Source organism: Enterobacter sp. MGH 24 (assembly GCF_000493015.1).
Taxonomy (GTDB): Bacteria; Pseudomonadota; Gammaproteobacteria; order Enterobacterales; family Enterobacteriaceae; genus Enterobacter.
This window is the reverse complement of sequence record NZ_KI535657.1, coordinates 2,737,447-2,752,567: the sequence shown is the minus strand read 5'-3', so window position 1 is coordinate 2,752,567 and position 15,121 is coordinate 2,737,447. Positions and strand designations below refer to the sequence as shown.

Annotated in this window: 12 protein-coding genes; 6 read left to right on the top strand and 6 right to left on the bottom strand. The window is 54.3% G+C overall.

Annotated features, from left to right (window positions below; translation table 11 throughout):
- Positions 1 to 33 precede the first annotated feature (33 nt).
- Both speF and potE read left to right on the top strand, forming a co-directional pair.
- Entirely contained in the window at positions 34 to 2,232 is a 2,199-nt protein-coding gene (gene speF / locus L370_RS08940; RefSeq protein ID WP_023334918.1) for an ornithine decarboxylase SpeF, read from the top strand.
- Positions 2,229 to 3,542 carry a putrescine-ornithine antiporter gene (gene potE / locus L370_RS08945; protein ID WP_023334917.1) on the top strand — a complete coding sequence of 438 codons (1,314 nt, stop codon included), beginning with the start codon at positions 2,229 to 2,231 and terminating at the stop codon, positions 3,540 to 3,542. The genes speF and potE overlap by 4 nt, the downstream gene beginning before the upstream one ends.
- Positions 3,543 to 3,686: 144 nt before the next feature.
- Here potE and pgm read toward each other — a convergent pair whose 3' ends face one another.
- On the bottom strand, positions 3,687 to 5,327 hold the full coding sequence (gene pgm / locus L370_RS08950) for a phosphoglucomutase (alpha-D-glucose-1,6-bisphosphate-dependent) (RefSeq protein WP_023334916.1): 1,641 nt from the start codon (positions 5,325 to 5,327) through the stop codon (positions 3,687 to 3,689).
- 24 nt (positions 5,328 to 5,351) lie between these two features.
- On the bottom strand, positions 5,352 to 5,900 hold the full coding sequence (gene seqA, locus L370_RS08955) for a replication initiation negative regulator SeqA (protein WP_023334915.1): 549 nt from the start codon (positions 5,898 to 5,900) through the stop codon (positions 5,352 to 5,354).
- Positions 5,901 to 6,083: 183 nt separating this feature from the next.
- On the opposite strand from seqA, the gene ybfF reads away from it, so the two are divergent.
- The 4 genes from ybfF to fur all read left to right on the top strand — a co-directional run bounded on the left by ybfF (position 6,084) and on the right by fur (position 8,697).
- Complete coding sequence (ybfF, locus tag L370_RS08960; protein ID WP_023334914.1) at positions 6,084 to 6,857, top strand: esterase; 774 nt, start codon at positions 6,084 to 6,086, stop codon at positions 6,855 to 6,857.
- A gap of 128 nt (positions 6,858 to 6,985) precedes the next feature.
- A complete protein-coding gene (gene ybfE / locus L370_RS08965) occupies positions 6,986 to 7,273 on the top strand; it encodes a LexA regulated protein (RefSeq protein WP_023334913.1) in 288 nt (95 codons plus the stop codon).
- A gap of 155 nt (positions 7,274 to 7,428) precedes the next feature.
- Positions 7,429 to 7,959 (top strand): flavodoxin FldA, encoded by a 531-nt coding sequence (fldA, locus tag L370_RS08970; RefSeq protein ID WP_023334912.1) that lies wholly within the window; start codon positions 7,429 to 7,431, stop codon positions 7,957 to 7,959.
- A gap of 291 nt (positions 7,960 to 8,250) precedes the next feature.
- Positions 8,251 to 8,697 carry a ferric iron uptake transcriptional regulator gene (gene fur / locus L370_RS08975; RefSeq protein WP_023310771.1) on the top strand — a complete coding sequence of 149 codons (447 nt, stop codon included), beginning with the start codon at positions 8,251 to 8,253 and terminating at the stop codon, positions 8,695 to 8,697.
- 142 nt (positions 8,698 to 8,839) lie between these two features.
- Here the strand turns inward: fur and chiQ are convergent, their stop codons facing one another.
- From chiQ to nagE, 4 genes are all read right to left on the bottom strand, one after another.
- Positions 8,840 to 9,166: a ChiQ/YbfN family lipoprotein gene (gene chiQ, locus L370_RS08980; protein WP_032666706.1), complete on the bottom strand. Its 327-nt coding sequence runs from the start codon at positions 9,164 to 9,166 to the stop codon at positions 8,840 to 8,842.
- A 47-nt stretch (positions 9,167 to 9,213) separates the two neighbouring features.
- On the bottom strand, positions 9,214 to 10,611 hold the full coding sequence (chiP, locus tag L370_RS08985) for a chitoporin ChiP (RefSeq protein WP_023334910.1): 1,398 nt from the start codon (positions 10,609 to 10,611) through the stop codon (positions 9,214 to 9,216).
- Positions 10,612 to 11,057: 446 nt separating this feature from the next.
- Entirely contained in the window at positions 11,058 to 12,725 is a 1,668-nt protein-coding gene (glnS, locus tag L370_RS08990) for a glutamine--tRNA ligase (protein WP_023334908.1), read from the bottom strand.
- Positions 12,726 to 12,904: 179 nt separating this feature from the next.
- A complete protein-coding gene (gene nagE / locus L370_RS08995) occupies positions 12,905 to 14,857 on the bottom strand; it encodes a PTS N-acetyl glucosamine transporter subunit IIABC (protein WP_023334907.1) in 1,953 nt (650 codons plus the stop codon).
- Positions 14,858 to 15,121 lie beyond the last annotated feature (264 nt).

Sequence of the window (15,121 nt, the reverse complement as noted above, 5' to 3'; positions counted from 1 at the left end):
GGGACGCTTATTACCTAAAATAAAGAGAGAAAGATGAAAAGTTTAAAAATCGCAGCCAGCCGTGCATGTCCGGATTGCTTTACTACCCAGCGTGAACTGGTAGATGTCCGCGCCTCTGATTATATTGATGTTGCCGCCGTTGTTCTGGCGGTCACGGATATTGCCAGCGGTATCCTGGACGAAATAGAAGCCACCGGTTTTGGCATTCCTGTATTTGTCGCGACGCACAAAGAAGAGTTCATCCCGGCAGACTATTTATCGCGCATACATGGCGTATTTGAGTATTCAGACACCAGCAACGACTTTTATGGACGCCAGCTGGAAGCGGCTGCACTGAAGTACGAAACCCAGCTGCGCCCGCCGTTCTTCCGCGCACTTGTCGACTACGTGAAGCAGGGCAACAGCGCGTTTGACTGCCCGGGGCATCAGGGAGGACAGTTCTTCCGCCGCCATCCTGCCGGTAATCAGTTTGTCGATTTCTTTGGCGAGACGCTTTTTCGCTCCGACCTGTGTAACGCCGACGTGGCGATGGGGGATCTGCTGATCCACGAAGGCGCGCCGTGCATCGCCCAGCAGCATGCGGCAAAAGTCTTTAATGCCGACAAGACCTACTTCGTGCTGAATGGCACCTCGTCATCCAACAAAGTGGTGCTTAATGCCCTGCTCACCCCGGGCGACCTGGTGCTGTTCGACCGTAACAACCACAAATCCAACCATCACGGTGCCCTCCTCCAGGCGGGCGCAACGCCGGTCTATCTCGAAACCGCGCGCAACCCGTACGGCTTTATTGGCGGCATTGACGCCCACTGCTTTGAAGAAAATTATCTACGCGAGCTGGTGGCAGAGGTGGCGCCGGGCCGTGCGCGCGATGCGCGTCCGTTCCGTCTGGCGGTGATCCAGCTGGGTACCTACGATGGCACCATCTATAACGCCCGTCAGGTGGTGGATAAGATTGGGCACCTGTGTGATTACATCCTGTTTGACTCGGCCTGGGTGGGCTACGAGCAGTTTATTCCGATGATGGCCGACTGCTCTCCGCTGCTGCTGGAGCTGAACGAAAACGATCCGGGGATCCTGGTCACCCAGTCCGTACATAAGCAGCAGGCCGGCTTCTCGCAGACCTCGCAAATCCATAAGAAAGACAGCCACATCAAAGGGCAACAACGCTATGTCCCGCACAAGCGGCTGAATAATGCCTTCATGATGCACGCCTCCACCAGCCCGTTCTATCCGCTGTTCGCTGCGCTGGACATTAACGCCCGTATGCATGAGGGCCAGAGCGGCCGCAACATGTGGATGGACTGCGTGGTGAACGGTATCGAAGCGCGCAAGCTGATCCTGGAGAACTGCCGGTATCTGCGTCCCTTCGTGCCGGAGACGGTGGATGGCCGCCCGTGGGAAAGCTGGGACACGGCGGAAATTGCGACCGACCTGCGCTTCTTCCACTTCGTGCCGGGTGAAAACTGGCACGCTTTTGAAGGCTACGCTGAGCATCAGTATTTTATCGACCCCTGCAAGCTCCTGCTGACCACGCCGGGCATTAACGCCCGCACCGGGGAGTATGAGGACTTCGGCGTGCCCGCCACTATCCTTGCCAACTTCCTGCGTGAAAACGGCATCGTGCCGGAAAAATGCGATCTCAACTCGATCCTGTTCCTGCTCACGCCTGCGGAAGATATGGGCAAACTGCAGCAGCTGGTGGCGCAGCTGGTGCGCTTCGAAAAACTGCTCGAGAGCGATGTTCCGCTGAAAGAGGTCCTGCCTTCTCTCTACAAACAACATCCGGAACGTTACGCGGATTACACCCTGCGCCAGATCTGCCAGGAAATGCATGACCTGTACGCCCGCCACAACGTGAAACAGCTGCAGAAAGAGATGTTCCGCAAGTCCCACTTCCCGCGCGTGATGATGAACCCGCAGGACGCGAACTACGCCTATCTGCGCGGTGAAGTTGAGCTGGTCTCCCTGCGCGACGCGGAAGGCCGCATCGCCGCCGAAGGCGCGTTGCCTTACCCACCGGGGGTGCTGTGTGTTGTCCCTGGGGAAGTCTGGGGCGGTTCCGTGCTGCGCTACTTTGCCGCCCTGGAAGAAGGCATCAACCTTCTGCCGGGCTTCGCGCCAGAGCTGCAGGGTGTGTACGTCGAGGAGTGTGAGGGTCGCAAACAGGTTCGCTGCAATGTCATCAAACAACCCGCCGCTCAGCCCGCGCTGCTGAAAGGAGAGAAATTATGAGTAAGTCCAATAAGATGGGCGTGGTGCAGCTGACTATCCTCACCATGGTAAACATGATGGGCTCCGGGATCATCATGCTGCCCACCAAGCTGGCAGAGGTGGGTACCATCTCTATTATCTCCTGGCTGGTGACGGCAGTCGGCTCGATGGCGCTGGCGTGGGCGTTCGCCAAGTGCGGGATGTTCAGCCGTAAGTCAGGCGGCATGGGCGGCTATGCCGAATACGCTTTTGGCAAGTCGGGCAACTTTATGGCCAACTATACCTACGGGGTGTCGCTGCTGATCGCCAACGTGGCGATTGCCATCTCCGCGGTGGGCTACGGTACGGAGCTGTTTGGCGCGACGCTCAGCCCGGTACAGATTGGGCTGGCGACCATCGGCGTGCTGTGGATCTGCACCGTGGCTAACTTTGGCGGCGCGCGTATCACCGGACAGCTCTCCAGCATCACCGTCTGGGGCGTGATTATCCCGGTTGTCGGCCTGTGCATCATCGGCTGGTTCTGGTTCAGCCCGACACTCTACGCCAACTCCTGGAACCCGCACCATGTGCCGTTCTTTACCGCCGTCGGCTCTTCTATCGCCATGACGCTCTGGGCCTTCCTGGGTCTGGAATCCGCCTGCGCAAACGCGGAAGTGGTAGAGAATCCGGAAAAGAACGTTCCGATTGCCGTTCTGGGCGGAACGCTGGGCGCGGCGGTGATCTATATCGTCTCGACTAACGTGATTGCGGGTATCGTACCGAATATGGATCTGGCTAACTCCACGGCGCCGTTCGGGCTGGCCTTCGCGCAGATGTTCACCCCGGAAGTCGGGAAAGCGATCATGGGTCTGATGGTGATGTCCTGCTGCGGTTCGCTTCTCGGCTGGCAGTTCACCATCGCGCAGGTGTTTAAATCTTCGGCTGATGAAGGTTACTTCCCGAAAATCTTCTCCCGCGTAACTAAAGCGGATGCACCGGTGCAGGGCATGCTGGCGATTGTCATCTTCCAGAGCGGATTGTCGCTGATGACCATTAGCCCGTCGCTTAACAGCCAGTTCAACGTGCTGGTCAACCTGGCGGTAGTGACGAATATCATTCCGTATATTCTGTCGATGGCAGCGCTGGTGATTATTCAGAAGGTGGCGAAGGTGGATCCACGCAAAGCGCGTGCGGCCAATATTGTGGCGGTGATTGGGGCAATCTACAGCTTCTATGCGCTCTACTCATCCGGCCAGGAAGCGATGCTCTACGGGGCAATGGTGACCTTTATGGGCTGGACGCTGTACGGTCTGGTGTCACCACGGTTTGAATTGAAGAACAAGCATAGTTAAAAAAAAGCCCGGTGGCGCTAGCGCTTACCGGGCCTACGAGGTCAATGCAAAACGGCAACCCAAGGGTTGCCGTTTTTAATGTTTTCTCCCTCTCCCGGTGGGAGAGGGCCGGGGTGAGGGCATCAGCCCGCACCAGAACACGACTTATGCGTTTTTCAGCACTTCGCTAACAATCTCTACCGCTTCTTTCTCAATCTGCTGACGGTGCTCAGCGCCGAGGAAGCTTTCGCAATAGATTTTGTACGCATCTTCCGTGCCGGACGGACGCGCGGCGAACCAGCCGTTCTCGGTCATCACTTTCAGACCACCAATGGATGCACCATTGCCCGGTGCTGCCGTCAGACGCGCGGTGATCGGATCGCCCGCCAGGGTGCTTGCGCTGACCATCTCCGGAGAAAGTTTGGACAGGGCCGCTTTCTGGGCTGACGTCGCGCTCGCCTGAATACGGTTATAGCTTGGTGCACCAAAGCGTGCCGCCAGGTCATTGTAATGTTCCTGAGGGTTCTTACCGGTGACCGCGGTGATTTCCGCCGCCAGCAGGCACATGATGATGCCGTCTTTATCGGTTGACCATGGCGTGCCGTCGAAACGCAGGAAAGATGCCCCCGCGCTCTCTTCACCACCAAAACCGAAGCTGCCGTCGTGCAGACCGTCAACGAACCATTTGAAGCCCACCGGCACTTCCACCAGCTTGCGACCCAGCGCCTCGACCACGCGGTCAATCATCGCGGAGGACACCAGCGTTTTACCGACAGCCACCTCTTTGCCCCACTGCGGACGGTGCTGGAACAGGTAGTTAATCGCGACGGCCAGATAGTGGTTCGGGTTCATCAGCCCGGCAGGGGTGACGATACCGTGGCGGTCATAATCCGGGTCGTTAGCAAACGCCAGATCGAATTTATCACGCAGCGCCAGCAGGCCCGCCATCGCGCACTCGGAGGAGCAGTCCATACGGATCGCGCCGTCTTTGTCCAGGTGCATAAAGCGGAAGGTCTGATCGACGTGATCGTTCACGATGGTCAGATCCAGCTTGTAATGCTCGGCGATACGTTTCCAGTATTCGATACCGGAGCCGCCCAGCGGATCCACGCCCAGCTTCAGGCCGGCTTTCTGGATAGCCGCCATATCAACGATATCCGCCAGCCCTTCCACGAACGGCTGAACCAGATCCTGCTCTTTCACGTGACCGGACGCCATGGCAGCATCCAGAGAGATGCGCTTCACGCCTTTCAGACCGTCAGCCAGCAAGGCGTTCGCACGATCTTCCACCACTTTTGTGACGTTAGTGTCGGCCGGGCCACCATTAGGCGGGTTGTATTTGATACCACCGTCTTCCGGCGGGTTGTGGGATGGCGTGATAACGATACCGTCAGCCAGCGCGCCACCTTTTTTGTTGTGCACCAGGATGGCGTTAGAGACCGCAGGCGTTGGGGTGAAGCCGTTATTCTCCTGAACAATCACATCAACGCCGTTTGCCGCCAGCACTTTCACCACAGAGATGAACGCCGGTTCAGACAGGGCATGGGTATCTTTCCCCACGTAGCACGGACCGGTAACGCCGTTTTTAGCGCGCTCTTCCGCGATGGCCTGAGCAATAGCCAGAATGTGCGGTTCGTTAAAGCTGTGGCGCGCCGCGCTGCCGCGGTGACCGGATGTACCAAACTTCACTGCGTGTTCTGCGTTGCCCACGACCGGTTTCAGCACGTAATACTGCGCGGTCAGCTGAGCGACGTTAATCAAATCGCTTTGTTGTGCAGGTTGGCCTGCACGGCTGTGATTTGCCATTACCGGGTCCTTCTGATGCAAGGGTTAAATTGTACCGCAAACCTTTTCAATCAATTCCGCCGGGAACTGCATGGACTGCATGATGTGTTCAATCATGCTGCACTTGCGGCCCGTATTGGTATTGGTGATCACCCAGTATGGGGTGCCAGGAACATGTTTAGGTTTGGTTTGATTGCCATTTTGCAGCAGCGTCTGCTCGTCGCCCGCGAAATAGACGCGAGTACGGCCGTGAAGCGACTCGGTCGCTTCAGCAAACGCTTTGTTATCCAGTGAATAAAGTGTAGACAGCACCAGCATAAAGCGGTTAACCGCCTTTTTCTGCTCCGCGTATTCATCGGAGAGCAGCAGCTCGCGCATCGCGCGCACTTTATCTTTTGCCGGCGTCACGGCAGGTTTTGCTTGCGCAACAACGCTCGGCTGAGACACGACATCTTTGGTGACTGGGGTAGCAGGCTGTGCAGCGGCGGAAATTTTAAGCATGCGCCGTAAAATGTCGGACGCGCTCTCCCCGATATGCCGCGTCTGGCTGGCAATATACTGATAGAGTTCGTCATCAACTTCGATTGTTTTCATCTTAATCCAGTGCGATTTCTTATCTGAATACAAGTCATTGGGATTATAAGGTCAAATCCCAACAGCGGATAGCGTCAAACCTGGTTGGCAGCAAAAGTCAGATTAAACTGGAACCTTGCAGCCGGGCGGCAGAATGGTCAACATGATACCCTAACCTGACATACGTAAAAAAAGAACTTTGCCATGAAATTGAATACCCGAGCGCAAACTGCACAATCGCCGAACAATAATTCTCCCATCGTACTCGTTCACGGGCTTTTTGGCAGTCTGGATAACCTGGGCGTGCTGGCGCGCGATCTGGTTACCGACCACGATATTTTACAGGTCGATATGCGCAATCACGGTCTTTCCGGGCGTTCCGACGAGATGACCTACGCGGCGATGGCGCAGGATCTGCTGGATACGCTGGATGCACATAGCCTGCAGAAGGTAACGCTGATCGGACATTCCATGGGTGGCAAAGCGGTGATGGCCCTGACGGCACTGGCCCCGGACCGTATTAGCGGCCTGGTGGTGATTGACGTCGCGCCCGTGGATTATGACGTCCGTCGTCATGACGAGATTTTTGCCGCCATTAATGCGGTCACAGAAGCGGGTGTCGCGACACGTCAACAGGCGGCTGCCGTCATGCGTGAGCATCTTGATGAAGAAGGCGTCGTGCAGTTCCTGCTGAAGTCGTTTGTTGACGGGCAATGGCGTTTTAACGTGCCGGTGCTCTGGGACCAGTACAACAATATCGTGGGCTGGGAAACGGTACCTGCCTGGCCACACCCTACCCTCTTCATTCGTGGCGGTAACTCTCCTTACGTAACCGACGCGTACCGCGACACGCTGCTGGCCCAATTCCCGCAGGCTCGCGCCCACGTGATTGCCGGCGCCGGGCACTGGGTGCATGCGGAAAAACCGGATGCCGTACTGCGCGCCATTCGCCGCTATCTCGCTGATACTGCAAATTGATTAAAAAGAAAGCGACTGGAAGGCTGCGGGCTTCCAGTCGTTGGCGTGCCGTTTTTGGTGATGTATGATGGCGCGCTTATCGCCCGGGCATTAGCAGGGCGGCGTGTTTCCCCCGAAGTCTCAGAATCATGGCCAAAGAACAAACGGACCGTACGACACTAGATCTGTTCGCGAATGAGCGTCGCCCGGGACGACCCAAGACGAATCCGCTTTCGCGCGATGAACAGCTGCGTATCAATAAACGCAACCAGCTTAAACGCGATAAAAATCGTGGGCTTAAGCGTGTCGAACTGAAGCTTAACGCCGACGCCGTCGATGCACTGAACGAGCTGGCTGACGCGCGAAATATCAGCCGCAGCGAACTCATTGAAGAGATGTTGATCGCCCAGCTTGAGACGTTACGCAGCCAGGCATAAGTCTGAAAATTCCCTTTATCGCCCTTTTCATGTAGCACAGAGTGCAGTCCTGCGCGATAGCTGTTTCCGCAGGGTTGCCAGTTCTGCTATTATTGCCCTTATCCGTGGCCGAATTGCGCCACCATACTATTAAGTTTCAAGAGGTTATTTTACTCATGGCAATCATCGGCATTTTCTTTGGCAGTGATACCGGCAATACCGAAAATATCGCAAAAAACATTCAAAAACAGCTCGGTAAAGACGTTGCTGATGTGCATGACATCGCCAAGAGCAGCAAAGAAGATCTGGAAGGCTATGACATTCTGCTGCTGGGTATTCCTACCTGGTACTACGGTGAAGCCCAGTGCGACTGGGATGATTTCTTCCCGACCCTGGAAGAAGTGGACTTCAACGGTAAGCTGGTGGCCCTGTTTGGCTGCGGCGATCAGGAAGACTACGCTGAGTACTTCTGTGACGCGCTGGGTACTATCCGCGACATCATTGAGCCGAATGGCGCAGTGATCGTCGGCCACTGGCCAACTGCCGGTTACCACTTCGAAGCGTCTAAAGGCCTGGCCGATGACGATCACTTCGTGGGTCTGGCCATCGACGAAGACCGTCAGCCAGAACTGACTGTCGAGCGCGTTGAGAAGTGGGTTAAGCAGATCCGTGAGGAACTGCACCTGGACGATATTCTGAACGCCTGATTTTTATCGCGGCGCAGCGGCGGCTGCGCCCGTGCTCCAGGTCAAACCGATTAAATTAATCGCTACAATCTTTTAACTTTTTCGCCCAGACCTGTACAATGTCTCCCTGATAAAATGTGGTTTTCCATTGAGCAAGTTTGTTGGTGATACCCCATTTTTATAAGCATATTTTGCCTGAGACTTGCAGTTTTCATTTAGCCATGGCAGTTCTATAATGAGACACATTATCCCAGGTGCATTTTCTGTCACTTCCTACAGAAGTGAATCGTTTAGCAACAGGACAGATTCCGCATGACTGACAACAATACCGCATTAAAGAAGGCTGGCCTGAAAGTTACGCTTCCTCGGTTAAAAATCCTTGAAGTGCTTCAGGGTCCAGACAATCACCATGTCAGTGCGGAAGACCTTTATAAACGTCTTATCGACATGGGTGAAGAGATTGGGCTGGCTACCGTCTATCGCGTGCTGAACCAGTTTGATGACGCGGGCATTGTTACCCGTCATAATTTCGAAGGCGGTAAATCTGTTTTCGAACTGACCCAGCAGCAGCACCACGATCACCTGATCTGCCTCGATTGCGGCAAGGTCATTGAATTTAGCGATGATTCCATTGAATCACGCCAGCGTGAAATCGCGGCGCGTCATGGCATCCGCCTGACCAACCACAGCCTGTACCTTTATGGTCACTGCGCTGAAGGCGATTGCCGCGAAGACGATCACGCGCACGACGCGAAATAATCAGTATTCATACTCTGAGCCAGCCGCAAGGTTGGCTTTTTTTTTGCCAAAAAAATGCCCGGTGGCGCTGCGCTTACCGGGCCTACGGGCTATGACACCTTTGTAGGCCCGGTAAGCGCAGCGCCACCGGGCGTAAAGCAACTTATTTATTGTTGTTGCGTATCTCGTTCCAGATCTTATCGCAACGCTTCGCCACTTCCTGATCGTTACCGGTTTTACGCGCCTGAATACAGGCCTGGTAATCCATCACGCGGACATTTTCCTGCGTCGCAAACTGCTCATGCGCTTTCTCTTTCTTCAGCACATTCAATACGCTCTGACAGGCTTCAATCTTCTCTGGCGATCCTTCAGCGGTATTGATGCACGCGCTATACGCCTCCTTCAGGCGGGAATCTTCTTTGGGTGCCTGAGTCTGAGCACATGCCACCAGACCTGACGCCAGCAGCGCGATAGTTACGATTTTTTTCATCATGTACAGTCTCCGGTCCGGCGGGCGCTAACCCGCCGGACAATTCATCAGAAGATGGTGAACGGTGCGATAACCATGAATTTCACGTCACGTTCATCCTGGAAGATGTTTCCGTAACCGCCCGCGTAGCTCGGGATATCGGAGTGGTTGTCATACTGAGTGAAGTGCAGTTTGAACATTGTGCCTTTCGCACGGCCATCCTGCAGGGTATAGATAGCATCGAGGCTGTAGGAAGACTCTTTCAGGCGATAGTTTGGATCGTAGTAGGCGTCCGGTGTTGCCATATCGGCAGGTTTTGCATCCCAGGCGTAAGCGTAAGATGCGCCCACCGCCCAGCCAGGCAGGTTCCAGTTTTTCAGGTCATACATTGCGCCGAAGAAGACCGCTTTCTCGCCGTCGGCGTTGAAGTCGGAACGGTTATCCCACCAGATATCAAGACGACCGTTGGAGGAGGCATAGGTCGGGGTCATACGCTGCAGGAAGTAGCCCTGCTGCCCTTCCGCCTTCACCCATGTGCCCTCCAGACGTAAATCAACCTGACCGACCTTGTAGCCGAAAGTTAACGCCTGCAGCCACGCGGTGCCGTCATAAATGTCATTGACGCCGCCGTTACTGACTTTATCGCGCGTACCGTAGAACTGGTAGCTGGTGCTCAGCGGGCTACCCGCGACATCGAATTTATAGCTGGCCTTGGCAAAGTACTGATCGATATAGCCTTGTGCCTGACCGAATGCCGCTTCAAGCACCAGATCGTTTTTGAAGTCGTACTTCGCGCCCAGCGAGTGCAGATAATCGACTTTGGTTTTTTTATCATTCTGGTAGAACTTGTCCATCTCGATGTGCCACGGCGCTTTGTACTCGTTGGTCCACATATAGGAGAAGCTCAACGCACCCGCATCACCGTAGTCAAAGTTAGCCCCGGCTTCCGCACCCTGATAGGTACCCGGCATAAAGCTCCAGTGCGGCGCTAACAGGGTCTGGCCAGTTGGCTGAATATAACCACCGCGCGCCCATACCGGACCGTATTTAAATTTCGCGGCGGCTTTGTAAAGGCTGATACCGCTCTTATCCCCGGACCAGTCTTCTTTATACGCTTTGTTGCTGGAGGAGAAGGCAATTTCGTTCGGATGGCCGCTGTCGCCGTTTTCCGCCATTTCAATCGCGGTGAACGCAGCAATATCCAAACCGAACATATCTGCGGCATAGCCTGACTGGAAGTCCAGGTTGGCGTTCCAGGTGGAATGAGAAAGGTTGGTTTTATATTTGTCTTCAGTGACGTCTTTACGGTCACGTTCACGCTGCCAGTAATAGATACCGCCCGTGAGGGTAGAATCGTCGATGAAGCCCGCGGCTTTCGCCTCTGGTGTCACCACCAGGCCCGACATTGCTGTCACACCGGCAATAGCCAGCGCCAGCGCACTACGTTTGCCACTGAACGTACGCATAGATTATTCCTCTTTGACGAATTAAAACGCCTGAAACGGCGTAAATAAAAAAGACCAAATGGTCAGGGGTAGTTTTAAATACCCTCGAATTAACTACCGTCTTTAGGTTATTTTTCGCGACGCGAATTATCAATGCTTTTTAGCGGACAAAAGTCAGGATTATGACGAAGTGCACATAATTGGTAGTGATTTGTAACATTTACAGGAAGGCGAGGAATGACGGGGAATTATCAGGTATTTCAGTGGATAGACGTGAGTTCTCTTTCCTTTTTTATCACCTTTTTGATTTTCGTAATGACACAAACTTTTTTTTAAAAAATAAGTAGCACCTCATTGACCTGATATTTTCATGATGTCGCTTTAGGCCCTTGCTTAATACCCTGATCGTTAAATAAAAAAACGCCGCATAATGCGGCGTTTGTCTCTCATTGACCAGAGCAGCAATATTATTCGCCGATCTTTGTCCAGGTATCACGCAGACCTACGGTACGGTTAAATACCGGTTTTTCCGCCGTGCTGTAACGGCTGTCCAGGCAGAAGTAACCTTCACGTTCGAACTGGAACGCTTTGCCCGCTTCAGCGGCTTTCAGAGAAGGCTCCGCATAACCCTGCTTGATCACCAGAGATTCCGGGTTGATGGTCGCCAGGAAGTCTTCCGCAGCTCCTGGGTTAGGCACGCTGAACAGACGATCGTACAGACGAATTTCTACCGGCAGCGCGTGGGATGCGCTCACCCAGTGAATAACGCCTTTCACCTTGCGGCCGTCTGCCGGATCTTTGCTCAGGGTCTCGGCGTCGTAAGAACAGAAGATGGTAGTGATATTCCCTTCTGCATCTTTCTCTACGCGCTCGGCTTTGATGACGTAGGCATTACGCAGACGCACTTCTTTACCCAGCACCAGACGCTTGTACTGCTTGTTGGCTTCTTCGCGGAAGTCAGCGCGGTCAATCCAGATATCACCGCTGAACGGCACGTCACGGCTTCCCATTTCCGGTTTGTTCGGATGGTTAGGCATGGCAACCAGCTCGCTTTCACCCTGCGGATAGTTTTCGATAACCAGTTTCACCGGGTCGATCACCGCCATCGCGCGTGGGGCGTTTTCGTTGAGATCTTCGCGAATGCAGGACTCCAGGGAAGCCATCTCAATGGTGTTGTCCTGCTTGGTCACGCCGATGCGCTTGCAGAACTCACGAATAGAGGCGGCAGTGTAACCACGACGGCGCAAACCAGAAATGGTAGGCATACGCGGGTCATCCCAGCCTTCAACGTGCTTGTCGGTCACCAGCAGGTTCAGCTTACGCTTGGACATCACGGTGTATTCCAGATTCAGACGAGAGAACTCGTACTGGCGCGGATGCACAGGAATGGTGATGTTATCCAGTACCCAGTCGTACAGACGACGGTTGTCCTGGAATTCCAGCGTACACAGGGAGTGAGTAATACCTTCCAGCGCATCGCTGATGCAGTGGGTGAAGTCGTACATCGGGTAGATGCACCACTTGTTGCCGGTCTGGTGGTGTTCTGCGAACTTGATGCGGTACAGCACCGGATCGCGCATCACGATGAACGGAGACGCCATGTCGATTTTGGCACGCAGGCACGCTTTGCCTTCTTCGAAGCCGCCGGCACGCATTTTTTCAAACAGCGCCAGGTTCTCTTCCACGCTGCGATCGCGGAACGGGCTGTTTTTTCCCGGCGCGGTCAGCGTACCGCGATATTCACGGATTTCATCTGCAGACAGTTCATCAACATACGCCAGACCTTTATTGATCAGTTCAACCGCGTAGGCGTACAGCTGATCGAAATAGTCAGAGGAGTAGCAGATATCGCCAGACCAGTTGAAGCCCAGCCATTGCACATCATTCTTGATGGACTCAACGTATTCGATGTCTTCTTTTACTGGGTTGGTATCATCGAAACGCAGGTTGCACTGTCCCTGGTAGTCTTGCGCAATGCCAAAGTTCAGGCAAATGGACTTCGCATGCCCGATATGCAGGTAGCCGTTCGGCTCCGGCGGGAAGCGGGTATGAATTGTGGTGTGCTTACCACTGGCCAGATCTTCATCGATGATCTGACGAATAAAGTTACTCGGGCGGGCTTCTGCCTCACTCATCGTGGATTCCTCAAAGCGTAAACAACGTATAACGGCGTATGATCTTATAAGCCGGACGTAGTGACAACCCTTAGTTACGGAAAATACGTCTCTGATGAAAATAATGGGGGCATTTGCTGCAAAAAAAAGCGGCGGAGGATATCCCCCGCCGCTTAAGGCATGACTCTACTCAGGAGCGATTACTTGCCTTTAATCTCGTACAGCGGCGTTTGACCCGCGACAACCTGACCTTTCGCCTGAATGACCAGGCCACTGAAGTCATCAATGTTGCTGCAAACGACCGGACTTATCATGGAGCGCGCGTTGGCGTTCAGGAAGTCCAGATCCATTTCCAGAATCGGCTGCCCGGCCACCACTTCAGCCCCCTCTTCCACCAGGCGAGTAAAGCCCTGGCCGTTCAGCGCAACGGTATCGATACCCATATGGACAACGATCTCCGCACCATTTTCGGTTTCGAGGCAGAACGCGTGGTTGGTATTGAAGATTTTCACGATGGTACCGGCTGCCGGAGACACAACGGTTTTTTCCGTTGGTTTCACCGCCACACCGTCACCGACCGCTTTGCTGGCGAAGGCTTCATCGGGCACCTGCTCAAGGTCAACTACATCACCCGTTACCGGAGAGACCAAAGAGGCTACCGTCACGGCGTTAGGCACGGCCTGCGGCTTTGCTACCGGGGCAACCGTGCTCGCAGGCGCGCTGTCGACTGATGCCGCCGCTACCGGGCCACGCGCAACCACTTTCTTCATTTCGTCACCGATGGATTCCGCTTTGGCACCCACGATAACCTGGATAGTTTGTTTGTTCAGTTTAACGACACCCGATGCGCCAAGGCGTTTACACATCGCGTCGCTTACGCGTGCAGAGTCACCCACCGTCAGACGCAGACGGGTGATACAGGCATCAATGGCTTTCAGGTTGTCAGTCCCTCCGACGGCAGCGATATAGTTTGTCGCCAGCTGGGTCAACCCCTCCTCGGTATTGCTGTTGGCTTCGCTGGTTACTACTTCGTCGTTGGTATCTTCGCGGCCCGGCGTTTTGAGGTTAAACATACGAATAACCGCAGTGAACAGGACGAAGTAGATGACGAAGAAGACCAGACCCATTACCACCAGCATCCAGACGTTCTTGCTTGCCGCCGGCAGGTTGTACATCAGCACGTAGTCGATCGCGCCTGCAGAGAAGGAGAAGCCAGCATGGATACCCAGCAGGGTTGCCACAAACAGGCTGATACCGGTAAGTACCGCATGCATGAGGTACAGTACCGGAGCCAGGAACATGAACAAGAATTCCAGCGGCTCGGTTACACCAGTCAGGAATGCGGTAATCGCAACGGACAGCAGCATGCCGCCAACCATTGGGCGACGCGCTTTTGGCGCAGCCAGGTACATTGCCAGCGCAGCGCCCGGCAGACCAAACATCATGATTGGGAAGAAGCCAGACATGAACATGCCTGCGGTGCCGTCACCCGCGTAGAAGCGGTTAATATCGCCATGGAATACGGTACCCGCAGCATTGGTGAACTCACCAATCTGGAACCATGCGATAGTGTTCAGCACCTGATGCAGACCGGTTGGGATCAGCAGACGGTTGATAAAACCAAAGATACCCGAGCCAACTGCACCCGCAGAAACGATCCACTCGCCGCCCGCATGGATCGCATGCTGCACCGGTGGCCAGACGTAGCCAAAGATAGCGGCCAGAACCAGACAGAAGAAGCCCGTCGCGATCGGCACGAAACGTTTGCCGCCAAAGAAACTCAGGAAGTCTGGCAGCTTAATGTTTGCCCAGCGGTTGTACACAGCACCACCGACCAGACCGGTAATGATACCTGCCAGCACGCCCATGTTGATTTCGGGGTTAATCGTTACCATCGCTTTCGTCAGGATGAAATAACCGACTGCCCCTGCCAGCGCGGCAGCACCCGCGCTGTCTTTTGACCAGCTTGAAGCAACACCGATGGCGAAGATCAGCGCCAGGTTGTCAAAAATGGCACCGCCAGCCTGGGCAATAAACGGTACGTTAAGAAGATCGGGTTGCCCGAATCGCAGCAGCAGCGCTGCAACCGGTAGCACGGCGATAGGGAGCTGCAAAGCCCTACCGAGGCGCTGGAAAAAACCTAAAATATTCATCCTATTCCCCCTACGAGACCCTTTTTTCAGGCTCGCGCATAAATTATGTTTTTATTGTGTCACGAACGATAGATACCGTTGATAATTCACTGGCAGTCTGAGTGTGTGAAAAATTAATTCGTATCGCAAATTAAACACCTATTTTTTGTGATTTTTGTCACCAAATATCGTATTCAGCCCTCCCTTACACTGGCTAACAGCGAAAACTTATTTTATCATTCAAAAAATCAAGACGGATTGATCCGGCCTGAAAGTTTCCAGGTT